The sequence below is a fragment of the Sorangium sp. So ce693 genome, assembly GCF_051521375.1.
In the GTDB taxonomy this organism is placed as follows: Bacteria; Myxococcota_A; Polyangia; order Polyangiales; family Polyangiaceae; genus Sorangium; species Sorangium atrum.
Genome location: NZ_CP150347.1, coordinates 6787801 through 6811182, shown reverse-complemented (window position 1 = coordinate 6811182; position 23382 = coordinate 6787801). Strand labels below are relative to the sequence as shown.

Sequence of the window (23382 nt, the reverse complement as noted above, 5' to 3'; positions counted from 1 at the left end):
CCTCCATGGATCTAGGGGCACGGCTCGCCACGCACGCATTCTCGGCTGGCGCTGCCGGCATCAGCTTCATCGTCCAGCCGATCCCGGGTTCGGACCAGCTGTTCGTCATTCCCATCCAGTACCTGCTCACGGCGTCGCTCGCGAAGGAGCGAGGCGCGTCCCTCTCGAAGGCGGCGTGGTCCCAGGTCCACCAGATCATCTGGGGCGGCGGCGCCCTTCGGCTCGTGCTCACCATGACCCTGGGGCTGATCCCGCTGGCCGGCGCGGTGACGAACGCGTTCACGGCGTTCGTCACGACGGAGTACCTCGGGCATTACGTGGATAGGGCCCTCGACAACCCGGACAAGCCGCCTCCTGCCCTGTCGATCCAGGATATCCTGGACTCCATCACGTCCCTCTTCACCACGCGAGCGCAGTAGGCAAGCGGTCCCTGGGTCGAGCTCACCCTGCGGCTCGTGGAGCCGAAGGACGAGCTCTTCGGGAGCGGCGCGGCATCACCGCCAGATTCGCCGGTGTTTGCGACGGGAGCGTATCGCCACCGCCGCCACGGACCCCACGACCATCACGGCGGCCGCCGCGATGGCGACGCGCTGGCACGACGCGCGCCGCGGAGGGCTCGGAGGCGCTGGCGCTCCGTTGCGCTCGGCTGCTGGCGCCGGATGTGCAACGAGGCGTCAACACGAGGTGCATGTCCCAGTACGTGACAACCGATCGATCGGCGTGTTCGTCTGCAGCGTCGTCCGGGTGTCCATGGATCTCCGGGGCTCCGTCACGAGCAGCGGCGCGCGCGCGGCATTCCCTGGGGGGGAGACATGGCGCTCCTCGCTCCGATGGCTGACCCACCCCGCTCAGGTCGATTGCGGGAGCGACTCAGGAGCATGCTGCCCGTCGCGACGCTCCTCGCTCTCGCGCTCGGCCTGCTCGTGTCCGGCCGAGACACCGGCGTCGCGCGGTGGTCGACCCGCGCCATGAACGGCCTCATGCGCTGGTACACCACCCTGGCGCCGGCTGTGATCTTCGTCGTCCTCGTGCCGACGTTCGTGAGCCTGCACCGGCAAGGGCGCCCGGGGCGGCTGCTCGCGTACGTCATGGGTTGGCTCGCCCTCAAGCGTCTGGCCGCGTGCCTGTTCGGGGTCGTCGTCACCTGGCTCGCGTTCGGGCTCCCGCTGCTCCCCAGCCACAGCACGGGCGCGCCGTTCGAGGCCGCGCGCACCCTCTACAGCTCCTCGGGCCTGGTCCTCTCGAGTCCGTGCTTCGTCGCCCTCTACGCCGGCATCGTGACGTCGTTCGCGGCATTACGTGCGCCGCGGGTCGCCCGCTCGCTGGAGCGCGCCGCGGATGCCCTGGAGCGCGCGGGAGGCGCCGTGCAGTGCCTGGTCCCGCTCTTCATGTTCGGGCTCGGCGCCTACCTCCGGAGCCTGCCTGCGCAGCTCGCCACGCAGACGCACGGAGGCCCCCTCGCGCGCGCCTCGATGGGGTCGCTCTCGCTCGGCGCCGGCAGCGCCGGTGGCCTCATGGTCTCCTACCTGCTCGTGTCCGGGATCGTCGGCGCCGCCTGCCTCGGCTTCCATGCGGCGAGCCTGCTGAGGATGAAGGCCGCCCTCCCGGAGTTCTCGCTGCGCGACTATTTCGTCAACTACTGGCTCAAGGTCTATCCGCTGCTGTGGGCCTCGTGCAGCGAGGCGCTGGCGACGCCGCTCAACCTGCACCTCGTCCGCAAATGTTACCCGGCGGTGCCGCAGGAGCTCAGGCTCTTCGTGGTGGGCCTCGGCGGCTGGCTCAACGTCAATGGCACGTTGATCTGCGCGTTCGTCATGGCGGGCGCCGCCGCCCGCGTGGTCGGTCATCAGATCTCGCTGCTCGAGCTCACGCTCGTGGTGCCGATCGTGTTCCTGCTCGGGTATGTCGTGCCCGGCGTGCCGGGCGAGCTCGCCCTGTTCGCGGCCCCGCTCGGCGAGGCGCTGCACATCCCCGCGCACCTGCGCCCCTCCTTCATCGCGCTCTACATCGGGTTCAATTTCGGCCTCCCGGACTCCTTCCGGTCGGGCCAGAACTCGACCGACAGCTGCGTGAGCGCCCTCCAGCTGCTCGGCAGGTTGACGCGCCGCCGCGCGCGGGGCGCAGGAGCGAGCGGCACCGCCCGCCCGGCTTCACCGTGAACGCAGCCGCGGGGCGCTGACCCCGGAGCGCGCGAAGCTCAGCCGAGCAGGACCGGTGTTTCGTCTGCGCGCGCGGGCCTCGTGGTCGCCTCCAGATAGGCCTTTCCAATGTCGGCCTCGTCCACGAACCCGACGATCGCGCCCTCGCCGTCGACGACCGGGAGCTCGCGGACGCCGTGCGCCACCATCGCCTCGGTCGCCGTCCGCAGATCGTCGGCGACCGACACGGCCACCGGCGGTTGCATGGCGTCGGCGGCCACGGTCATCCGCTCGAGGTCGTGCTCCACCGCGACGATCCGGAGCGATTCGCCGGTGATGATGCCGACCATCTGGCGCGACGTATCGAGCACCGGGAAGACCTCCTGCCAGCTCGCGTCCGCGGCTCGCAGGAGCATCTCGCGGGCAGGCGTCCCCGGCGCGAACGTCACCAGCGTGCACTCCTCGATCATGATCTGCCGCACGCGGATGCTCTTGAGCACGTCGAGCGTCGGCACCGGGTGCGCGGGAGACTCGCGCTGGGTCGGGAGCTGCGCGTGGTAGAGCGAGTGCTTCCGCAGCGCGACGAAGGCGACGCCCTCGGCGAGCATCAGCGGGACCAGGAGGTCGTAGCTGCCGGCGAGCTCGCACACCATCACGAGGGAGCTCACCGGCACGTGCGCGACGCCGCCGTAGAAGGTGCCCATGCCCACGAGCGCGAAGGCGCCCGGATCGATGCGCGGGTCGTTGAGAAGGAGCGCCGCCGCGCGCCCGAACGCGCCGCCAAAGAGGCCGCCGATGACGAGCGACGGAGCGAAGTCGCCGGCGCACCCGCCGCTGCCGAGCGTGAGCGACGAGGCGACGATCTTGGCGGCGCAGAGCAGGAGCAGGAGCTCCACGCCGCGCCAGCCCGGGTGGAGCCACGGCGCGCCGGTGATCGCGACCTGGACGGCGCCGTAGCCGCCGCCGAGCAGCCCGAGCCCTTGCCCGGGGCTGTCGATCCTGCGGCCGACGAACCAGAGGACGGGCACGCAGAAGAGGCCCAGCGCGAGCCCGCCGAGCCCTGGACGTGCCCAGGGCGGGATCGGCAAGCGCGCCGCGAGCGCCTTCACGCCGCCGAGGCACTTCAAGAAGCCGATCGCGACGAAGGCCAAGACCAGCGCGAGCAGCGCATAGAGAGGGAGGTGCGACGGGATGAACGCATACTTGGGCGCGTGCGCGAAGAGCGTCGATTCGCCGAAGAACGAGATGAAGACCGAGTAGGAGACGACGCTGGCCAGCAGCGCCGGGATCAGCGCCTCCGCCTCGAAATCGTCGCGGTAGAGCACCTCGACGGCGAGCAGCGCGGCGCCGAGCGGCGTGCGGAAGATCGCGGACATCCCGGCCGCGACCCCTGTGAGCATCAGGATGCGATGCTCGCGCCGGCCGACCGCGAGCCCACGCCCCACGAGCGAGCCGAGCGCTCCTCCGATCTGCATCGTCGGCCCCTCGCGACCGCCGGAGCCGCCGGAGCCGAGGGTGAGGATCGACGCGATCGCCTTGACCCACGCGACCCGCTTGCGCATCCGGCCGCCGTGGTGGTGGAAGGCCTGGATCATCGCGTCTCCGCCGCCGCCCGCGGCCTCGGGGGCGAGGCGCCAGGTGAGGATGCCCCCGGCCAACGCTCCGAGCGCCGGGATCACCAGCAGCAACCAGAGCCGGACGTTCCGGTGCTCGGAGCCGCCGCCGCTGAAGATCGCCTCGCCGTGGGCTCGAAGCCGCGCGTAGCCGGCGAGATGGCCGAGGAGCAGCTCCTCGACGAGCTCGAGGGCGCCGAAGAAGAGCACCGCGACCAGGCCCGCGATGGCCCCGACGAGCACGGCATGCAGGATCGTGCGCCCGACGAGCCGGAGATCGAGCGGCGCGATTTCTGAGATGAGCGCGGAGAACGGGCGCAACCGTCGCCTCACGCCGGTGCGATTTGCTGGGACTGGTTCCGGCATGGCGATGGTCATGGTCGCGTCCGGGCGCGGGCGCAACGAGGCTGAGACAGTCCGGTGCACGCTGAGCACACCGCCCTGACGGACGCGTCACATCGTCCTGTCCGCGCCCAGAAGGCGCGCGTCCCCGATGGCGTCCAGTACATCCGAGAGATTGACGGGCTCGGCGGCCGATACGGCGCCGAGAGGCGGCCGCGCCGCTGACGAGGACGTCGGGGCCGGTCGCTCGGCCGTCCGGAGCCGTGGCTCCGGCGGACGCCAGCGCGAGGTCGGACGCTGGCGCTCGCCCGCTGCGTGATGCCTACTGGCTTGCGGCCGCGTCCAACGCGCTTGCGGGGGCTCTCGTCTCGACCTGGGCACAGCCGCCCGATGTCAGGCCGCTGTGCCCAGGTCGAGACGAGCGGGCGAATGCCCTGTAGGTCAGCAGGACCCCCGAGGCGAAGAGGAACGCCGCGAAGAGGCGCCTGTACCTGGCGTTGTCGATCCTGACGTAGACGAGCCGATCGACCAGCAAGAAGACGGCGATGCCTGTCGCCACGTAGATGGCGTGCGCGCCGTAGTCGACGGGGGCGTGGGCGGCGGTGGCCACCAGCGTGGCAATCTGGAATGCGGCGAACGCACAATAGCCGATGGCGGTTGTGACTCGAGTCGCGTCCTTGTCGTACTTCTTGGCGTGCACCAGCGCGGTGAGGAGCGAGCCGCCCAGGTTCGTAAGGCCGTGCACGACCCCCATCGTGACGAGGTAGGTGCGCTCGTAGCGCATCAGGGACTCGACCGCTGCGCCGATCCGCCGGGAGAAGTCCTTGAGGGCGACGACTACGAGGAACGGACCGATGATGAAGCCGACGTTGATCTTGACGCGGGTGACGAGCGCCAGGCAAGCCACGATGAAGGGGATCGTGTACAAAAGGATCCTTCGGAACAGGGGCCAGTCGATCTGGCGCCAGTGCTGGGCGATCTGAAGCAGGTTGATGGAGATGGATATCGGCAAGAGCACCGTTAGCGTCTTGGTGAAGGAGTACCCCAGCAGGAGGAGGATAGGCGTGCCGAACAGCAGCACCCCGACCCCGAAGACGGACTGGATGGCTGCGGTGATCACGACGGCGATCAGGATGTCACGCGCCATACCCCTCCCGGAATGTGCACCTCTCGTCGGCTCCCGCCAACCGCTGTGCCTCAGGGACCCTTGGTCACGTCCCTGTCGTCGCGTCGACCCGCGGCCGGGCGCACCTTGCTCGCCACCACCGCGGAGAGGTGAGCGGCCATGACCTGCTCGGCATCCTCGGCCTGCGGAACCGCGAGGAGGCCATGGTGCTTCGTAACTCCATCGTGACCTGCGCTACGCTGCTCGGGCACGAGGCGCGCGCCGCCAGTGTGAACGCCCGCTGGGACATCCCCGAGGCGAAGCGCAGCGTCAGCGTCGCCTCGTTCCGCAACGCCCTGCGGAGGCTCCGCCCGAAGCGCCGGGCAAGCGCCGCCGAGCCGGACGATCTCGCGCCGCCTGCGCCCGCGCCCGTCCAGGTCAAGCCCACCGAGCCTGCGCCGGTTTGATCTGAGCCGAAAAATCCCCGTTGCGCATGCCGAGCTCGCCGGTAGATGCTCGGCGCGCCGGGGCATGGTGTTGCAGCGGGACCTCAGGTCGCGCGCCTCGACATCCTCGATCCAGCATTCCTCGCCCGCTACCTCGTCGTGGAGGTGACCCATGTCCGACGACCGTCTTACCGCCGCAGAGCTCGGCGAGATCTGGGCGGTGCTGTCCCCCGAAGAGCGCGCCGACGGCGTCGAACACCTCGAGCGGGGCGAGGCGCACAGCTTCTTCCTCGGCCTCGCCGAGCAGGAGCAGGCCGCCGTCCTCCTCGCGATGAAGGCCGGCGAGCGCAGGCTCTGGATGCGGCTCCTCGCGCCCGACGACGCCGCGGACGTGATCCAGCTCGTTCCCCAGGAGCTCCGCGCCTCGCTCCTGGAGATGCTGGACGAGCCGACGCGGCGCGAGGTCGCGGCGCTCATGGCGTACGCCGAGGATGAGGCCGGCGGGCTCATGAGCCCACGGTTCGCGCGGCTGCGGCCCGACATGAGGGTCGGCGAGGCTATCGGGTACCTCCGGCGGCAGGCCCAGGAGCAGCTCGAGACCATCTACTACGCGTACGTGCTCGACCAGGAGCAGCGGCTCCTGGGCGTGGTGTCCTTCCGGGACCTCATCACCGCGCGCAGCGACAAGGCCCTGTCCGAGGTCATGCGGCGGGACGTCATCTCGGTGCCCGATACGCTGGACCAGGAGGCGGTCGCGCGCGTCATCGCGCAGCATGACCTCAACGCGATTCCGGTCGTCGACGCCGAGGGCCGGATCAAGGGCATCGTCACCGTCGACGACATCGTCGACGTCGTCCAGAGCGCGGCGACCGAGGACATCCAGAAGCTCGGCGGCATGGAGGCGCTCGACACGCCCTACATGAAGACCGGCATGGTCGCCCTGGTGAAGAAGCGCGCCGGCTGGCTCTCGGCGCTCTTCCTCGGCGAGATGCTCACCGCGAGCGCGATGGGGCATTACGAGGACGAGATCGCGAGGGCGGTCGTGCTCGCGCTCTTCGTTCCGCTCATCATCTCGAGCGGCGGCAACTCCGGATCCCAGGCGACGACGCTGATCATCCGCGCGATGGCGCTCGGCGAGGTCACCATCAAGGACTGGTGGAGCATCGTCCGCCGCGAGCTCACCGCCGGCCTCTCGCTCGGCCTCATCCTCGCCACGATCGGCCTGGTCCGCATCCTCGTGTGGCAGGCGATCTTCCACACGTACGGCGAGCACTACCTGCAGGTGGCCGCCACCGTCGCCGCGAGCCTGGTCGGCATCGTCGCCTGGGGGACGCTCGCCGGCGCGATGCTGCCCTTCGTGATCCGCCGGCTGGGATTCGACCCGGCCAGCGCGTCCGCGCCGTTCGTCGCGACCCTCGTCGACGTCTCCGGGCTCGTCATCTACTTCAACGTCGCGCAGGTCATCCTCCAGGGGAGCCTGCTGTGACGCCGTAGACTCCCCCGCCACGCCGCCGACAGCGCGCCGCTCTACCGCGGTTTCCGCCCACCTCTGCGAGCGGCGGTCTCCCGCACAGGAGACGGGCCCAGATCGGCGTTTTCGGCGCGCAAGCGCACTCCGGTGCGCTGAGCACCGAAAACGTCGAGGTGGGCCCGTATCCGAAGCGGGTGACCGTCGCTCTAGAAGAGCTCCCCGATGCGCCGGAGGAAGCTGCCGCTCGAGAAGAGCGCGCGCATGCCCCGCTTGAACCAGCTGTACGACGACGCGGTGTAGGGGAACCAGGTCGGGTCCTTCGATCCCAGCGCGATGCGGTCCGCGTTGATGTGCTTGACGTCGCACATCTGCCGGAGCCCGTCCTCGCCCATCACCCGGCCAAAGCCGCTCTGCTTGACGCCGCCGAACGGCGCGTCGGGGAGGGCGCCGTTCATGAGCACGTCGTTCACCAGCACGCTGCCGGCCTGCAGGCGCTCGGCGAGCCGGCGGGCGTGATCGGTGTCCTCCGAGAAGACATAGGCGTTGAGGCCGAGGTGCGACTCGTTCGCGAGGCGGATCGCCTCCTCCTCGGTCGCGACCTGCATGAACGGCACGACCGGCCCGAAGATCTCCTCGGTCATCACCGTCATCGCGTGATCACAGCCGGCGAGGACCGTCGGCTCGAAGAACTGGCCCTGCCCCGGCGCGCGCTTGCCGCCGGCCTTCACGGTCGCCCCCTTGTCGACAGCATCCTTGATGTGCCGCTCGGCGACGTCGATCTGCGGCGGGAAGATGATCGCCCCCACGTCGACGAACTCCTTGCCCGGATCGCCCTGGTTCAGCCCCTTCGTGATCTCGACGGTCCGCTCGAGCAGGCGGTCGTGGATCTCGCGGTGCGCATAGACCCGCTCCACCGCGACGCACACCTGCCCCGCGTTCGCGAAGCCGCCGAAGACGATCGCCTGCGCCGTGCGCTCGATGTCCGCGTCCGCGCAGGCGATGAGCGGCGCCTTGCCGCCGAGCTCCATCACGCACGGGATCAGGCGCTCGCCGCAGGCGGCGGCGACCTTCCTGCCGGTGCCGACGCTGCCGGTGAACAGGAGCATCTGGATGCCGCTGTCGATGAGCGCCGCGCCGGTCGGCCCGTAGCCGGTGACGACCTGGAAGAGATCCTCGGGCATGCCCGCGCCGTCCCAGATCTCCTTCTGCTTGAGCGCGATGAGCGGCGTCACCTCGCTCGGCTTGAGCACGGCGGCGTTGCCGGCGACGATCGCCGCGAGCACGTCACGCAGCGCGAGCTGGAACGGGAAGTTCCACGGCGAGATCACGCCGACCACGCCGCGGGGGACGTAGTGGACCCAGCTGCGCCGGTGCTTGAAGAGGTGGAGCTTGATCTCGTGCGGCTCGAGCGCCTTCGGGGCGACCTGCGCGAAGTACGTCGCCATGTCGGCCGCGACAAGGACCTCGTGCAAGAGCGCCTCGTGGCGCGGCTTGCCGCACTCGCGCGAGAGCAGATCGACGATCTCGTCCGTCCGATCGACGATGGCATCGCGGAAACGCAGGACGCGCTGGCAGCGCTCCTCCACGGGCAGCGCGCCCCACGCCTCCTGCGCGCGCCGCGCCCGGGCGACCGCGGCCCGCACCTCCTCGGCGCTCGTGTTCGGGGCCTCTCCAAGGAGCTCCCCGGTCGCGGGCGCGTAGCTGCGGATCGCCCCGCCCCCGTGCCCGTTCATGCCAGGACCGCTGCCGTTGCCCCCGATCGGGCGCTCGCTCACCACCTGACCCATGTTCGATCCCTCCGCCTGTCGAGCCCGCGTCGCTTGCCAGATGGCCTCCGTGGCGCGCTGCTCGACGCCGGGACCCTACCCTTCCCGAGAAGGTACAGCAAATGAGCATTTGCGCTGTTTCCCGATGAATCCCGGCGATTCTCCGGCATGCGCGCCGTCGATCCAGCCCCCCGACGTCCGCTGTTGCGTTGCGGACAAATGGTGAGCACACCGTGGTTGCGCCAGGGGGGACCGGCGCCGCGGGCCGCGCCGGTGTGCCCGGGTGAGCCGGGTCGGCGTCTCGGGCGGACTCTCGGCATGACGTCGGCGAGAGGAGCCGCTATAGCCGGACCCCGACATGTTGGAACAACGAGAACTCGATCTCATCGCGGCAGTCGAGCATCCGGATCCGCACCACGTGCTCGGCGCGCACGAAGACGAGGACGACCTGGTGGTCCGCGTCTTTCGACCGGACGCCACCGAGCTCGCGGTGGTCCCGGCCGACCCCAGGCTCCGGAAGCAGCCGATGGAGCGCGTCCACCCCGCGGGCCTCTTCGAGGCGCGCTTCTCCGGCGTGTCCTACCCCGCGGACGGACGCTTCAGGTACCAGCTCGAGCTCCGCTTCGCGGACGGCAACTCCTCGGTGGAGCTCGACCCGTACTCCATGCCGCCGACGCTCGGGGACATCGATCGCCACCTCCTGGCCGAGGGGCGGCACTGGGAGCTCTACCGCGTCCTCGGCGCGCACGTGCGCGAGGTGGACGGGGTCTCCGGGACGTCGTTCGCCGTCTGGGCCCCGAACGCGCGGCGGGTGAGCGTCATCGGCGACTTCAACCAATGGGACGGCCGCCGCCACGCGATGCGCCGGATGGGCGAGGGCTTCTGGGAGATCTTCATCCCGGGCCTCGGCGAGGGCGCGCTCTACAAGTACGAGATCAAGACGCCGGAGGGGCACATCACGGTGAAGACCGATCCCGTCGCCCAGGCGATGGAGCTCCGGCCGGCCACCGCCTCGCGCGTCTACACGAGCCGCTACTCGTTTCAGGACGGCGACTGGATGCAGGAGCGCGGCAAGCTCGACTCCCGCAAGAAGCCGATCACGATCTACGAGGTCCACGCCGGCTCCTGGCGGCGCGTTCCGGGCGACGGCCCGCCGTACGAGGGCGGGATGCGCTGGATGACGTACCGCGAGCTCGCCGATCACCTCGTCGAGTACGTGGCCGAGCTCGGCTTCACGCACATCGAGCTCATGCCGGTCATGGAGCACCCCTTCGACGGATCGTGGGGTTACCAGGTGGCGGGCTACTTCGCCCCGACCAGCCGCTTCGGCGATCCCGACGACCTCCGCTACTTCATCGACCGCTGCCACCAGCGGGGGATCGGCGTGATCCTCGACTGGACCCCCGCGCACTTCCCGAAGGACGCGTGGGCGCTCGGGCGGTTCGACGGCACGGCGCTCTACGAGCACCTCGATCCGCGCCTCGGCGAGCACCGCGAGTGGAACACGTACATCTTCAACTACGGCCGCCACGAGGTGCGGAACTTCCTTGTGGCCAACGCGCTTTACTGGCTCGACGAGTTCCACATCGACGGCCTGCGGGTCGACGCCGTCGCCTCGATGCTCTACCTCGACTACGCCGCGCAGGGCGGCGACTGGGTGCCGAACCGGTATGGCGGCCGCGAGAACATCGAGGCCATCGACTTCATCCGGGAGCTGTCGAACCGGGTGCACGAGCGCTGTCCGGGCGCGATCCTCTGCGCGGAGGAGTCCACCGCCTGGCCGTCGGTGACCCACGCGACGTACGTCGGCGGGCTCGGCTTCGACTTCAAGTGGAACATGGGGTGGATGCACGACACGCTCGACTTCTTCAAGCACGAGCCCATCCACCGCGCCTTCCACTACCACCAGCTCACGTTCGGGCTCATCTATGCCTTCTCCGAGAAGTTCCTCCTGCCGCTGAGCCACGACGAGGTCGTGCACCTCAAGCGGGCGCTGCTCTCGAAGATGCCCGGCGACTACTGGCAGATGCTGGCGAACCTGCGCGCGCTCTACGGCTACATGTGGGCGCACCCGGGCAAGAAGCTGCTCTTCATGGGCGGCGAGATCGGTCAGTTCGCCGAGTGGAGCGAGAAGACGGAGCTCGACTGGGGCCTGCTCTCGGTGCCCGAGCACGCGGGGCTCAAGCGGCTCGTGACGGAGATCAACGCGCTCTACAAGAAGTATCCGGCGATGTACGAGCTCGACGACGAGCACCACGGCTTCCGGTGGATCGACTGCACTGACCACATGCAGACCGTGATCTCGTTCATCCGCTACGGCGACGGCGCGGGAGATCAGATGTCGCCCTCGGGCACGCACGTCGTGTTCATCGGCAATTTCACGCCGGTCCCGCGCCATTCGTACCGGATCGGCGTCCCGCGGCGCGGCGCCTACCTGGAGGTGCTCAACACCGATGCGGTCCAGTACGGCGGCAGCGGCGTTGGCAACCTGGGTCGCGTCCAGGTCGAGGACGTCCCCTGCCACGGGTTCCCGCAATCCGTCGTGCTGTCGCTCCCGCCGCTCGGGGTGCTCTGGCTCGTCCCCGAGCACGACGCGCCGGGCTGAGGCCTCGTCCGGCGCCCTGGCACCCAGGGCGCCTTCGCTCGTCGGAGCGAGCGCGCTCCGCGCCTGTTTACTGGGCCTCGTCCGCCGGCGCTGCCTCGCCTCGCCGCGAGCGCCTTGGCAGCCACATGTCCACGGTCGAGACGACCGCCATGGCGCCGAGCGACAGCAGCATCGCCACGCCGGAGATGGGCATCAGCGCCGCGGCGCCGGGCGCGCTCCGGATGAGCCAGGGCGCCGCGATGTGCAGCCCGCTCGCGACGACAGCCGCCGCGACGCCCGCGGTGTGGAGCCACGACGGCAGGCGCGCGAGCAGCCAGAGGTGCGCGAGGATCAGCACGTACACCGGCACGGAGAAGAGGTGAAAATGGGTCACCTCGAGCAGCTTCCGCTCGGAGATCTGCTCGACCAGGACGCGCGGCGGCTCCGGCGTTCCGGGGAGCTCGAGCTCCGGGCCCAGATCGAGCGCGGGCCCCCCGGCCGCGGCGGGTGCCTCGGTCGGGGCAGGCGGCGGCACGGCGATCGCCGCGCCCGCGTAGTAGGCGGCAGCCCCCGCGTCCTGCACCATCGCCCCGTAGAGGCGCCACGACACGAGCAGCCCGATGACCGACGCGAGCGCGAACGCCGAGTAGAGGAGCTTCGCGCCGAGCGAGAGCGACCTCAGCCGACCGGCTGAAGCTGTGAAATCCCTCACAGACCGCCGCGCTTCAGCGCGAGCTGGAGGACGAGCGCGTCGCGCTTGACGCCGAGCGCCACGGAGCGGGACGAGATGGATGCGCCCGACACGATGTCGATGTCCTTGCCCGCGGTGATCGGGTCGCCCGCCGTCTTGCCGCGGAACTGGGCGCGGAAGCGATCGCCGCGGACCTCGTCGCCGTACGCCTCGCGGTACTCGAGGATCTCGATGCGCTCCACCGCGCCGGCCGTCGAGAACTGCACGGCGAAGTCGATCGGCTCGTGCATCCCCTTCTCTTCGTCCTTGATCGCGTAGCCGTCGATCTTGCCGTCGGACTCCGCGACGTACACCACCCACTCGCGCTTGACCGGCGCCCCCAGCTTCTTGCCGAGCTCCTGCGCCTCCCCGTCGCCGAGGACGACCTTGCGATAACCGACCTTCTTCGAGCTCGCGAAGAAGCTCTTCAGGACAGCGGGGACCGTCCAGTACGTCGCGCCGTGGGCGGGCAGCGCCGCCAGGATGAACGTGAGCGCCGCCGCTGCGGCGAAGTGGGCGGTGCGAAGGTCACGAGAAGGACGCATCAAGGCTCCGACGAAGCTGTCATTCGTGAAAGTCAAAGTCAACGGCGTTTGGGCCGCGGATCCGGCGGCGCGGGCGTCAGTCGCGCACCTGCACGTCCAGGTAGCGCTCGGCGTTCAGCGCCCACGCTTCCGGGCTGCGGCCGGCCTCGACGTGCGCCACCGCGTCGGCCGCGATCGCGGCGCAGTGATCGAGGTTGCAGTGCAGGAAGAGCGCCTGCCGCCCGAAGGGGACCACGCCGAGCGCGGCGGCGCGGCGCATCGCGGCTCGCCAGTCCCGCAGCCAGCCGCGCCGGTAGAGCGGGTACACGCGCGGCACGAAGCGCTGCCGGGCCTCGAGCGGCGCCACCCCGCGCGGGGCGATGCCCGCGCGGACGAGCTGGTCGAGCAGCGCCTCGAGCGGCGGGCCCGAGGCGAAGTCGCGCCCGCTCCCCCAGGCCCCCTCGGGGATCTCGACGCACAGCACCGTCTCTCCCGGGCGGCGGAGATCGGGCGCGTAGTTCTGCAGCTCGGAGACGCGGCCGAACCAGAAGCGCGGGTCGGGGCAGTAGTACGTCTCCGGGGCGCCGAGCCGCGCGCGCGGATACGCCAGGTAGACCAGGTAGAGCCCGCGGTGCTCGAGGGGCGCGTCGGGCACGAGATCCGCGAGATCACCGGCGAACAGGATCGGCGCCGCGCCGGCGCGCGCGCCCGCCCCGGCCAGGCCGAGGGCGGTCCCGCACTCGGCCCGGACGCCGGCCTCGGCGAGGCGCGCCTCGAGGTACGTGATGAGGGACGAGATGCCCGCCGGCGGGTAGATGAACCGCGCGAGATCCGCCGCGGCGCCGCCGCGACCGCGGGCGAGCCCCTTGAACAGCGCGAGCGGGCTCGTCGTGCTGATCCGCTTCTTCGCGACGGTCTGGGAGAGCTCCGACGGCGGGATGCCCCAGACCTTCTCGGCGTACGGCCGGTAGAACGACGCGTAGGCCGCCGCTCCGACGCGGTCGCGCACGAACCGCTCGAAGCCGACGTCGTCGCCGGCGCGGGCGCGGTCGTGCTCCCAGCGGGCGAAGGCCGCGCGGCGGCCGCGCTGCGCCACGAACCCGAGGCCCATGGCGGCGCCGGCGCGGAGGCCGAGCGCGCGGAGCATCGAGGGCGCGCTCGGCGGGTAGGGGACGTGGCGCTCGCCGAGCACGAGCACCCCGCGTCGGGGGCGCGAGAGGAACGGGGAGCGCGCGTGCACCTCGCGGAAGAGAGGCTGATCGAGGGCTGCCGGGTGGAGCCGGTGCGAGCCGAGATCGCACGGCAGGCCGCGGAACGTCTCGGCGCCGGCGAGCCCGCCGGCCCGCGCCGCGCGCTCGAGGAGGCGCACGCGCCGGCCGGCCCGCGCGAGCAGCAGCGCGGCGTAGAGGCCGGAGATGCCGGCGCCGACCACGAGGCGCTCGGGCCCGGCGTCGTCTGGGCGGAGTGACATGGCGTGCCCGCGTCCGGCGCTCAGTACATGAACCCGAGGCCGAGGTTGAGCTGCGTCTGATCGAACCCGAGCGTGCGGTCGCGCAGCTGGTAGTCGGCCTTCACGACGACCCCCTGGGTCGGCCGGTACGAGGCGCCGAGCGTGAGCTCGCGGACGCCGTACGAGGCGTTGGCCTTGTAGCCCTCGGGCACCGCCGACTGCGTGTCGTACGCCTCGACGCGCGCGAACGGCAGGAGCTCGTGGCCCACGCCGAGCGGGCGGAGCACGTCGAACGCGGCCTCGACATAGCCGCCGCGGATCCGGGTGGCCACGGGGCTCGTGGGGTCGATGAAGTTCGGCGCGCCGCTCTCGTTGAACGAGACCATCAGGGCGCGCGCCTCGGGCAGGTGCCACTCGGCGAACAGGACCCGCGTCTCCAGGCCGCTCCTGCGCCAGCGCGCGTCGAGCGACCAGCCGAGGACCGGGACCGAGAGATCCACCGGGGTGCCATCGCGAAGGAAGAACTTGCCCTCGCCGTTCGGGCCAGCGTCGCTCGCGTACACCGACGCGCCTGCGACGACGCCGAGCAGCGGCTCGGCCTCGACGCGCGCGACGGCCGCCCACGCGTTGGCGCGGGCGAGCCCGCCGTTCTGCCGCCCGCCGGCGAGGCCGCCCGCGCGGAAGCCGAGCGGATCGAGGCCGGTCATGGCGTAGGCCTCGAAGCGCAGCCAGTCGAGCGGCTGCCCGAACGCGCCGATGCCGATCTCGCGCCACGTCGAGGGGATGACGAGGGTGTCGACCTTGGGCCTGACCACGCCGTGGAACACCGGCGGCTCGTGCCACTGGTTGATGATCCCCATCGGGACGAGCACGAGGCCCGCGCGCAGCCCGAGGGCGCGGCCTACGGCGTTCCACTCGATGTAGGCCTGCTCCAGCTCCGCGGCGCCCGGGCAGCTCGCGCAGGAGATCGAGTGCTCCACCTCGAGCTCGACATAGGACCGGATGTCGGCGGTGAACTCGTGCGCCACGAAGAGCACGAGCCGGGGGATGTCGGCGACCCACGCGCGCTCGCCCTCGCGGCCGGTCGTCGTGCCGCGGACATGCACCTCGCCGTAGCCGCCGACGGAGGTGCTGCTGGCGCTCGCTCCGGCGCTTCGGAACCGCTGTTCGGTCAGGCCGCGGACGAGCTCGTGCTCGGGCGCCTCTCCGGCGCCGAGACCGACGGCGGGCTTCCCGGGCTCCGGCGGCGGCGCGGCGTGCTCGGGCGGCAGGTCGAGGACCGGGCCGTCCGGCGCGGGCTGGGCGGTGGGCGCGGGTTGGGCGGCGGGCGCCGGCTGCGCGGCAAGCGCGGGCGGCGTGGCGGGCGCGGGCTGCGCGGCAGGCGCGGGCTGCGCAGCGGCGGCGAAGGGCAGCAGCGCGCCGAGGACGACGCCCGCGGAGCGAGGCCACAAGGACGAGATCGCTTTCATGACGAGGACCGGGAGCCCGGAGGGGCGTGAGTCTTCGCCCCCTTGAAAACGGAGGTCAACCTCGTTTTCAGCGAGGGGGCGCGCCGCGCGGCGCGCGTGAGAGCGCGCCGCCTGCCGGAGGTCCGGCGGGCAGCGCCTCGAGCAGGGCGAGGTCGCTCCAGAGCGCGTCGACGTAGCGCGAGCGCGGGCGCGCGAAGCGGATCGCGATCGTGTAGCCGCGGCGTGCGAGCGCGTCGCGCGCCTCCTGCGACAGCGCCTCGCTGGTGATGAGCGCGCCTCCCGGCCCGGCCTGCTCGACGCCGCGGACGAGCGCGGCGTCGTCGCGGACGCGCACCGGCAACCGGCCCGGCGCGCCCTCCTGGATCATCCGGTCCAGGTCGCGCGTGAGCACCGGGCGCGGCGGCGCGCCGGCGTCGCGGAGGAAGCGCACGAGCGCGGCCGCCGGCGAGGGCGCCTCGTGCTGGCGAGCGAGCGAGATCGCGTCGGCGAGCCACTGCGCCGCGAGGGCCGCGACGACGGCGAAGGGCGCGGCGCCGCGGAGCGCGCGCCGGCGCGCAGCGCCCTCCGCCGCGGGGCGCGCCGCCGACAGGGCCGCTGCGCCGGCGGCCATGGCGACGAGGAGGAGCGGGACGAGCGGGAGCCAGTGCCGCGGCTTGTAGGCGATGTTTTGCCCGAGGAGCGCCCAGAGGAAGTAAGCGAACGCGGAGGCCCAGAGCTCGGGCTGCTCGCGCAGCGCGCGCGCGGCCCGCTGGAGCGGCGCGACGCGGAGCGCGCCGGCGGCGAGGAGCGCGATCAGGAGCGGCGCGCCGAGCCACCGCGCCGCCGGCGCGTCAGGCCACGCTCCGCCGAGCCCGTTGGCCCAGATCCCCCAGATCACGCCGCGGAGACGATCGAGCGGCGACGAGACGGTGATCGCCGTCCCTCCCCAGCGGGTGAAATGCCCGAGCCCCTGGACCCACGTCGTCGCGACGAGGTCGCGCGGCGTCGCGATCAGCACGAGCGGCACGAGCCACGCGAGCGCGCCGGCCGCGAGGTCGCGGCCGCGCGCGAGCCACGCGAGGCGGCCGCCCTCGCCGCGGGCGATGACGGCGAGGCAGGCCAGCGCGAACGGGAAGTACGAGAGCCGCACGCCGAGCCCGACGCCGAGCAGCACGAGCGCCCAGGTGCGCGTGCGCGCCGCGCGCGCCTCCGCGGCGGTCTCCAGCGGCGCGGCCGGGGCGGCGATCTGCGCGCCGCGGAGGCGCCTCGCGCGGGCGCACAGCCAGAGCGCCGCGGTCACCGTCGCGGTGCCGGCCATGTCGCTGAGGAGCTTCTCGGACGACAGCCAGAGGAACGGCGACGCGAGCGCGAGGACCCCGGCGAACACCGCTGCGCGCGGCCCGGCGACGTCGCGCGCGAGCAGGGCGGTGAAGGCGACGGTGGCCGCGCCCGACGCGGCGCTGACGAGGGCGAGCGCCGCGCGCGGCGTCGCGCCGAGCAGCGCGAGCCCCTTCGCCGCCGCGACGAACACGGGGTAGTACGGCGCGTGCGGGCGGAGCTCGGCCACGTCGAACCGCTCCACGCCGAGCGCGAACCGGAGCGCGTCGATGTCCTCGTCGTGATCGATGCGGAAGAGCAGGCGCGAGGCGAGCGCGGCGGCGGTGAGCGCGGCGAGCGCGAGCAGCTCGCGCCGCTCCTCCCTCACGAGCCCGAGCCGGATCCCGAGCCGGGCGCGTGCGTCGGCGCGCCGCAGTCCGGCTGATCCACGCTGGCCGCGCCGGCGCTCGTGGTGGCGCCCGAGCCGGACCCCGAGCCGGGGAGCGGCGCCGCCGGCGTGTCGCACTGATCGAACAGCTCCTCGCCCGCGTAGTCGAGGCACGCGGTCGCGAGCGACGCGACGACGAACGTGGCGCCCGCCACGACGAACGCGGAGCGAAGCGATGCCCAGGAGCCCAAGCCAGCCACGCAAGCACCGTGCCGCTGACCCCAATGACTGTCAAGCGCGTGTGTCCCCCGGGTTGCGCCTGCGCGGCGGGGCGGAGCGTCGCTCGTTTTTTGCTCCTTCCGGCGCCGCGCGCGTAGGGTCGCGCGCATGGAGTGGCTCGAGTCGATGCACCGCATCCGCGCGCTCAAGCTGGAGCTCGCGCGGATGGATCCACGGCGGGGAATGCCGATCGCGCCGCCGGCCGGGGCCTCCGAGGAGGCGATCGCCGGCGTCGAGCGGCGCCTCGGGATGGCGCTGCCGCCGAGCTATCGGGAGCTGCTCTCGCGGCACGACGGCTGGCCGCAGCTGTTCGCCGGCGCCAGCCTGCTCGGGGTGCGCGCGCTCGCGCGCGGCTCGTACATGGACGTCGGGCGGATGGTGCTCGAGCACTGCGAGGGCGAAGAGGTGCGCGGCGCGGGCGAGCGCGACGGCGCGTCGGCGACCGTGCGCGGCCGCTATGGCGCGCGGAGCGCGCTCGTCCCGTTCGGCATCGACGCGGCGGCCGAGACGGTCTTCGCGTGGGATCCCGAGGCGAGGACGCCTGACGGAGAGCTCGAGATCATCCTCTGGACGAACGACGTCGGGCTGCGCCTGTCGGGCTTCCCGGAGCTCCTCGACATGGTGAAGGACATGCTCGCCGCGGAGCTGGACGATCGCCGCAGGCGCGCCGTCGCGCAGATCGAGCCCGCGGCGCTCGCGCGCGGCGCGGTCGCGTCGCGGAGCCGCGTGCGCGCGGTGGCGGTGCCGCTCACACCTGCACCTCGCCCGCTCCTGCGGAGCGCGCTCACCGGCTGAGCGAGCCTCGCCCCCCGAGCCCGGCCGCTGCGACGCCCGCGTAAGGCTGCGTCCCGCGACCAGGGCGCGCTCGTGCGCGACCGTCGCAGACCGCACTCTTTGCGCGCTTCGACCGCGGGCTCCGATGAAGACGAGCCGGTTGTTTCCGCGCGAAGCGTGGGACGTGGTGTACTAGGTGGACCATGACGGATGCCCACCAGCAGCAGCGCTACCGGGTCATCGAGCGGCTAGCTTCGGGCGGCATGGCCGAGGTCTTCCTGGCGGAGAGCGCCGGGATCGAGGGGTTCAAGAAGCAGGTCGCGATCAAGCGCGTGCTCCCGCACCTCAGCGAGAAGAAGCGCTTCATCGCGATGTTCCTCGACGAAGCGCGGCTGTCTGCGCACCTCTCCCACTCCAACGTCGCGCAGGTGTTCGACATCGGCGTCGGCGACAACGCGTACTTCATCGTGATGGAGTACGTCGACGGCGCCGACCTGAAGGCGGTCCTCGAGTCGATGCGCAAGGCCGGCCGCACCCTCCCGGTCGAGTCCGCCGTGTTCATCACGGCGAAGCTCTGCGAGGGGCTCACGTACGCCCACGAGCTCAAGGGGGCCGACGGGCATCCGCTCCAGATCGTCCACCGGGACATGTCGCCTCCGAACGTGCTCATCACGAAGTACGGCGAGGTGAAGATCGTCGACTTCGGCCTCGCCAAGGCGACGAGCCAGCTCGAGAAGAGCGAGGCCGGGATCATCAAGGGCAAGTTCAGCTACCTCTCGCCCGAGGCCGCGCAGGGCCAGGAGGTCGATCACCGCACCGATATCTTCGCGCTCGGCGCGATCCTCTGGGAGATGCTCTCCGGGAAGCGGCTCTTCCTCGGCGACACCGACTACCAGACGGTCAAGCTCGTGCAGCAGGCCCAGATCCCGACGCTCTCCGAGAGCAACAGGGCGGTTCCCCCCGAGCTCGATCGCATCATCGCCCGCGCGCTAGCCCGCGATCCCGGGGAACGTTACGCCTCGGCGCGCGAGCTCGGACGGGATCTCACGACCTTCCTGTACAGGTTCGGCAGGCCCGTCAGCGCCTACGACATCGCCGAGCACGTCCGCAGCGCCATGGCGCTCCGGAAGCGGGCCCCCACGTCGGACAAGGCGTCGTTCATCGACAGGCTCATCGAGGAGACGCTGCTCGAGTTCACGTCGCTCCCGGACGACAAGGCGGCGCCGAGCACCGCGCGCCTGAACGAGCCGCTCAAGATCTCGGCCTTCGAGGACATCGGCAAGTGGGCCGACGAGATCAAGCTCTCGGCGCCGGGGGACAAGCTCTCGGCGCCGGGGGAGGACGTCATGCGGAGGTCCCTCGCCACCGTGTCGGTCGAGGAGGGCAACCTCGCCGCGCTCGAGGAGACGGGGTTCGGCCTTCCGCTTGCCCCTTCATCTGGAGGTCCCTCGTCCAGGCCCGCGGGGCCGCTGCTCGCGCCGCCTGCGCTGGCGCATCCGCCGCTCGAGAGGCGAGCCGTGCCGACCCTGGCCTCCCCGCAGCCAGTACCCGAGATGCAGCGCCCTGCGCCGCCCTTGCCGCCGCCGCTCGCGCCGCTCGTACCGGCCACGCCGCGCGACCTGGAGCCGGATCCGGCCCCTCCAGCCAGGACCGGGGGCGGCGCGGTGAAGGCCGTGCTGCTCGTCGCCACGCTCGCCGCCCTCGCCGCAGGCGCGTGGTTCGGCGGCCTGATCCCGCACTGACCCGGCGAAGGGAGCGTGCTCCCTGCGGCGCCCACGGCCGAGCCATGGGCGCGCTGCGTGCCGCGCGGCGGCGAGGTGCCCGGCGCATCTCAGGGCGCGTCAAGACGCGTCAACACGCCTTAACACACGATTACACGCCGCCCCTGCGAGGCGCGCCGCACCGTGATCGGCGTCGTGGCGCGCTCTCTCGCCGGATGCGTTACTCGGTCCCCTCCGCCTCGTCGTCGTCGTCGTCGTCCTGCTCCTCGAGCTCCCTCTCGAGCTTCTCGATCTCCTCGTCCTCCGTGTCGTCCTGGGCAGGAGCGGCGCGCCCTTCCTGGATCGCCTTCTGGCGAGCCTTCTCCGCGGCGGCGCGGGCCTGGGCCACCTTCTGCAGGATCGCCGGCTTGGGCGCCATCATCAGCGTCATCGTGCGCTGCTCCATCATGGGGCGCACCTCGACGTTCGCGATCTCCTCGCAGTGCTGGACGATCCAGTCGAGCTGCTCCTGCGCCTTCTCCGGGTGGGTGATCTCGCGGCCGCGGAAGCGCACCGTGAACTTCACCTTGTGGCCTGCGCCGAGGAATCGATGCGCAGCCCGGGTCTTGAACTCGAGATCGTGGTCGTCCGTCTTGGGACGGAGCTTGATCTCCTTGATCTCCACCACACTCTGCTTGCGCTTCGCCTCGCGGGCCTTCTTCTTCTCGTCGTACTTGTACTTGCCGAAGTCGAGGATCTTGCAGACCGGGGGATCCGCCTTCGGGTTGACCTCGACGAGGTCGAGCCCCTTCTCCTGTGCTCGGCGCAGCGCCTCGTGGGTCTGCATGATGCCGAGCATCTCGCCATCATCGCCGATGACGCGGATCTCCGGGACGCGGATGCGCTGGTTGATGCGGATCTGCGGCCCCCGCTGGGCCTGCCGAGGGTCGAAGCGTCTCATCGCCATGTGATATTTCGCTGCCTCCTTGTGTTCTGTGCTCTTGAAAGCGACGGGCCGCCGCTCCGCGACCGAGCCCGGTCGTGGCGTCCATCACCACGACAATGTCGCCCGACTCTGCGCCGCAGGCAACGGCGGCAAGCAGGACGAGCGCCGCGGCGCATGGGCGCTCCGGGCCGTGGCGTGCCCGGCTGGACGGGGGTGGGGGAGGGCCTGCCGGGCGAGAGGGGCCGGCCGGAGCGGGAGGTCACGAACCCGATGCGCTCACGGCGCGCCGGGGGAGCTTCCACGCTGCGGCTCGCCGGTCGGCGAGCTCCTCGAACGGCATCGCCTCGAGGTCCTTCTCGAGGTCGCGCGACCCGGGGGCGGTCACGACGTGCTCCGTCGAGCGCCGCACGACGCAAGGGCCATCCGGATTGCTCGTCCGGACCAGCCCGATCCGGGCCACGTCGTCGCAGAGGAAGTGTGTGTGAAGATCGATGAGGCGCCCTTTGACGTGGGCGCCGGGGATGGGGCGGTTCTTGGCGATGTCGTCCACGAGAGCCTTGCGCACCGTGGTGCGGGCCGCCGAGGCGGCCAGGGCTGTCTGATCGAGGGCCATGAAACCTCGCAGGCTAGGTCACCTGCTGATTTGTAGGCGCGGCCGGTTTCGAACCGGCGACCCCTACCGTGTCAAGGTAGTGCTCTACCACTGAGCTACGCGCCTATGTCCCGCCCGCTCGGCCCGATGCCGACGAAACGGAGAGCGCCTCCTATCAAGGGGGGTGGAGTCCGTCAAGCGATATGTTTCGTGGGGTCGCTTTTGTCGTGGCGGCCTGGTGACGGATTCGTGGTGCAAGGGCACGGGCGGCGGCCGTACTCGCCCCGCCCCCGCCGCCTGGTCGAGCAGCCGACGTCGAACCGTCCCATCGATGAATCGACGACCCGGCGGGCAGCCTCAGGCCGATCGTGGCGCGCTCCAGGGCGCGCTCCCGCTCGACGTGCCGCGCGAGCGACGTGCCGCGCGAGCGACCCATCGGCAGCCGCGCGCGGCGGAAGCGCATTGCGCGGTGGGAGCATGAATTCTCGGAGTTACGTCCGGACACCGAAGATCGCGATCGCCGCGCCACTTCAGGCCGGCCGCTGCGCGGAGGTCGATCGCGCTCGCGCTTGACCTCGCGTGCGGCTCGGGCGACGAACGATTGGATGGCAGGGCCTGACGGTCTAGGCTCGCCGCCGGATCCGGCGGCGGTGATCGCGCATGTCGAGGTGGCCGCGGGGAGCGCGCTGTTCGCCGCGCACGCGGCGGTGCCCGGCAATCTGCCGATCGAGCGCGCCGCGTGCGCCAGCGAGGCGATCCGCGGCGCCGCCGCGCGCACGCGCGCCGGGCAGCGCGCGAGCGTCGTGCTGGGCGCCCACGAGCTCGTCGGGGCGCTCGCCGCCCTCGGCGAGGCGGCGGCGGTGCGGACGCCGGTCACCGTTCACGTCATCGAGCGGCGCGGCGGGCTCGCGGTCGGGCGCGACGAGCTCGCGCCTGCGCTCGACGTCGGCGCGGGGGTGCTCGTGACCTGGAGCAGCCAGGAGGCGGCCGACATGACGCTCGTGGCGCGGCGCGCCGCGGAGGACAGCGAGACGCCGTTCCTGCACCTCGTCGACGCGCTGCCGTCGGACGTCTCGGCCCTCGGCGGGGCGCGCGAGCTCGCGGCGCGCTTCCTCGGCTCCGAGCGGAGCGCGCCGACCTTCATCGACGCGGCGCCGGGCGAGAGCGACGGCGACGGCGGGCCTCGCCCGCAAGGCCGCGGCGTCGTCCGGAAGCGGGCCGAGCGGGGCTTCTGCGCGCGCGTCCCGTTCGCGCTCGCCAGCGCCATGCGGGAGCTCTGCGAGCTGACCGGCAGGCCGCTCGGCGCGATCGAGCGTGTCGAGACCGCGGACGCGGAGGAGATCCTGGTCGTCGTCGGCTGCGCGTTCCCGGCGGCCCGCGAGGTCGTGCGCAGCCTGCGCGCGCAGGGCCGCCGCGTCGGCCTCGTCGGCGTGCGCGCGCTCCGCCCGTTCTTCGGCGCCGACGTGGTGAAGACGCTCGGGCGGGCCAAGGCCGTCGTGGTCCTGGAGCCGCTCGACGTGCCGCTCGCGCCGTACGGGCCGGTCGCCGCCGGGGTGAAGGCGGCGTTCGCGGACGCGATCACCTGGGCCCCGGGCTTCCCCGGCATCGGGCGCATCCCGCCGATCCTCTCCGCGACGTTCGCGACGATCGACGGCACCATCACCGAACGCGACGTGCGCCTCTCGCTCGCGGAGATCGCGAGCGGGGAGCGCGCTCGCCGGCACATCGTGTTCGGCAGCGACGGCTGACGCCGCGCGGCAGCGGAAGGG

The 23382-nt window shown here is 71.8% G+C and carries 19 protein-coding genes and 1 tRNA gene; 8 read left to right on the top strand and 12 right to left on the bottom strand.

Annotation, left to right across the window (positions count from 1 at the left end):
* Positions 1–5 precede the first annotated feature (5 nt).
* Positions 6–419: a hypothetical protein gene (locus tag WMF14_RS25265; protein ID WP_437790138.1), complete on the top strand. Its 414-nt coding sequence runs from the start codon at positions 6–8 to the stop codon at positions 417–419.
* Between the two features lie 459 nt (positions 420–878).
* Positions 879–2159 (top strand): cation:dicarboxylate symporter family transporter, encoded by a 1281-nt coding sequence (locus WMF14_RS25260; protein WP_437790136.1) that lies wholly within the window; start codon positions 879–881, stop codon positions 2157–2159.
* 38 nt (positions 2160–2197) lie between these two features.
* On the opposite strand, the gene WMF14_RS25255 is transcribed toward WMF14_RS25260, so the two are convergent.
* Together WMF14_RS25255 and WMF14_RS25250 are read right to left on the bottom strand one after the other, a co-directional pair.
* Positions 2198–4072 (bottom strand): chloride channel protein, encoded by a 1875-nt coding sequence (locus tag WMF14_RS25255; protein WP_437790134.1) that lies wholly within the window; start codon positions 4070–4072, stop codon positions 2198–2200.
* A 343-nt stretch (positions 4073–4415) separates the two neighbouring features.
* Positions 4416–5240, bottom strand: a complete 825-nt coding sequence (locus tag WMF14_RS25250) for a TSUP family transporter (protein WP_437790132.1) — start codon at positions 5238–5240, stop codon at positions 4416–4418.
* 128 nt (positions 5241–5368) lie between these two features.
* On the opposite strand from WMF14_RS25250, the gene WMF14_RS25245 reads away from it, so the two are divergent.
* The gene (locus tag WMF14_RS25245; protein ID WP_437790130.1) at positions 5369–5665 is read left to right on the top strand and encodes a hypothetical protein; all 297 of its coding nucleotides are present in this window, start codon (positions 5369–5371) and stop codon (positions 5663–5665) included.
* A 151-nt stretch (positions 5666–5816) separates the two neighbouring features.
* On the top strand, positions 5817–7130 hold the full coding sequence (gene mgtE / locus WMF14_RS25240) for a magnesium transporter (RefSeq protein WP_437790128.1): 1314 nt from the start codon (positions 5817–5819) through the stop codon (positions 7128–7130).
* 191 nt (positions 7131–7321) lie between these two features.
* Here mgtE and WMF14_RS25235 read toward each other — a convergent pair whose 3' ends face one another.
* The gene (locus tag WMF14_RS25235; RefSeq protein WP_437790126.1) at positions 7322–8902 is read right to left on the bottom strand and encodes an aldehyde dehydrogenase family protein; all 1581 of its coding nucleotides are present in this window, start codon (positions 8900–8902) and stop codon (positions 7322–7324) included.
* A 337-nt stretch (positions 8903–9239) separates the two neighbouring features.
* On the opposite strand from WMF14_RS25235, the gene glgB reads away from it, so the two are divergent.
* Entirely contained in the window at positions 9240–11486 is a 2247-nt protein-coding gene (gene glgB, locus WMF14_RS25230) for a 1,4-alpha-glucan branching protein GlgB (protein WP_437790124.1), read from the top strand.
* Positions 11487–11553: 67 nt separating this feature from the next.
* Here glgB and WMF14_RS25225 read toward each other — a convergent pair whose 3' ends face one another.
* From WMF14_RS25225 to WMF14_RS25200, 6 genes are all read right to left on the bottom strand, one after another.
* A complete protein-coding gene (locus tag WMF14_RS25225) occupies positions 11554–12177 on the bottom strand; it encodes a hypothetical protein (protein WP_437790122.1) in 624 nt (207 codons plus the stop codon).
* Complete coding sequence (locus tag WMF14_RS25220; protein ID WP_272093411.1) at positions 12174–12740, bottom strand: FMN-binding protein; 567 nt, start codon at positions 12738–12740, stop codon at positions 12174–12176. The genes WMF14_RS25225 and WMF14_RS25220 overlap by 4 nt, the downstream gene beginning before the upstream one ends.
* A gap of 76 nt (positions 12741–12816) precedes the next feature.
* A complete protein-coding gene (locus WMF14_RS25215; protein ID WP_437790120.1) occupies positions 12817–14190 on the bottom strand; it encodes an FAD-dependent oxidoreductase in 1374 nt (457 codons plus the stop codon).
* 20 nt (positions 14191–14210) lie between these two features.
* Positions 14211–15620 carry a hypothetical protein gene (locus tag WMF14_RS25210; protein WP_437790118.1) on the bottom strand — a complete coding sequence of 470 codons (1410 nt, stop codon included), beginning with the start codon at positions 15618–15620 and terminating at the stop codon, positions 14211–14213.
* Positions 15621–15705: 85 nt separating this feature from the next.
* A complete protein-coding gene (locus WMF14_RS25205; RefSeq protein WP_437790116.1) occupies positions 15706–17322 on the bottom strand; it encodes a hypothetical protein in 1617 nt (538 codons plus the stop codon).
* Positions 17319–17582, bottom strand: coding sequence for a hypothetical protein (locus tag WMF14_RS25200; RefSeq protein ID WP_437790114.1), 264 nt, complete (start codon positions 17580–17582; stop codon positions 17319–17321). Before WMF14_RS25200 ends, WMF14_RS25205 begins: the two co-directional genes overlap by 4 nt.
* Before the next feature lie 127 nt (positions 17583–17709).
* Between WMF14_RS25200 and WMF14_RS25195 the strand changes: the two genes are divergently transcribed.
* Both WMF14_RS25195 and WMF14_RS25190 read left to right on the top strand, forming a co-directional pair.
* The gene (locus WMF14_RS25195) at positions 17710–18396 is read left to right on the top strand and encodes an SMI1/KNR4 family protein (protein WP_437790112.1); all 687 of its coding nucleotides are present in this window, start codon (positions 17710–17712) and stop codon (positions 18394–18396) included.
* Positions 18397–18578: 182 nt separating this feature from the next.
* Positions 18579–20117, top strand: a complete 1539-nt coding sequence (locus WMF14_RS25190; RefSeq protein WP_437790110.1) for a serine/threonine protein kinase — start codon at positions 18579–18581, stop codon at positions 20115–20117.
* 199 nt (positions 20118–20316) lie between these two features.
* Here the strand turns inward: WMF14_RS25190 and infC are convergent, their stop codons facing one another.
* The 3 genes from infC to WMF14_RS25175 form a co-directional block, all read right to left on the bottom strand.
* On the bottom strand, positions 20317–21042 hold the full coding sequence (gene infC, locus WMF14_RS25185; protein WP_272093404.1) for a translation initiation factor IF-3: 726 nt from the start codon (positions 21040–21042) through the stop codon (positions 20317–20319).
* Between the two features lie 238 nt (positions 21043–21280).
* The gene (locus WMF14_RS25180) at positions 21281–21634 is read right to left on the bottom strand and encodes a hypothetical protein (protein WP_437790108.1); all 354 of its coding nucleotides are present in this window, start codon (positions 21632–21634) and stop codon (positions 21281–21283) included.
* 33 nt (positions 21635–21667) lie between these two features.
* Positions 21668–21739, bottom strand: a tRNA-Val gene (locus WMF14_RS25175).
* A gap of 479 nt (positions 21740–22218) precedes the next feature.
* On the opposite strand from WMF14_RS25175, the gene WMF14_RS25170 reads away from it, so the two are divergent.
* Positions 22219–23361, top strand: a complete 1143-nt coding sequence (locus WMF14_RS25170; RefSeq protein WP_437790106.1) for a transketolase — start codon at positions 22219–22221, stop codon at positions 23359–23361.
* Positions 23362–23382: the final 21 nt, after the last annotated feature.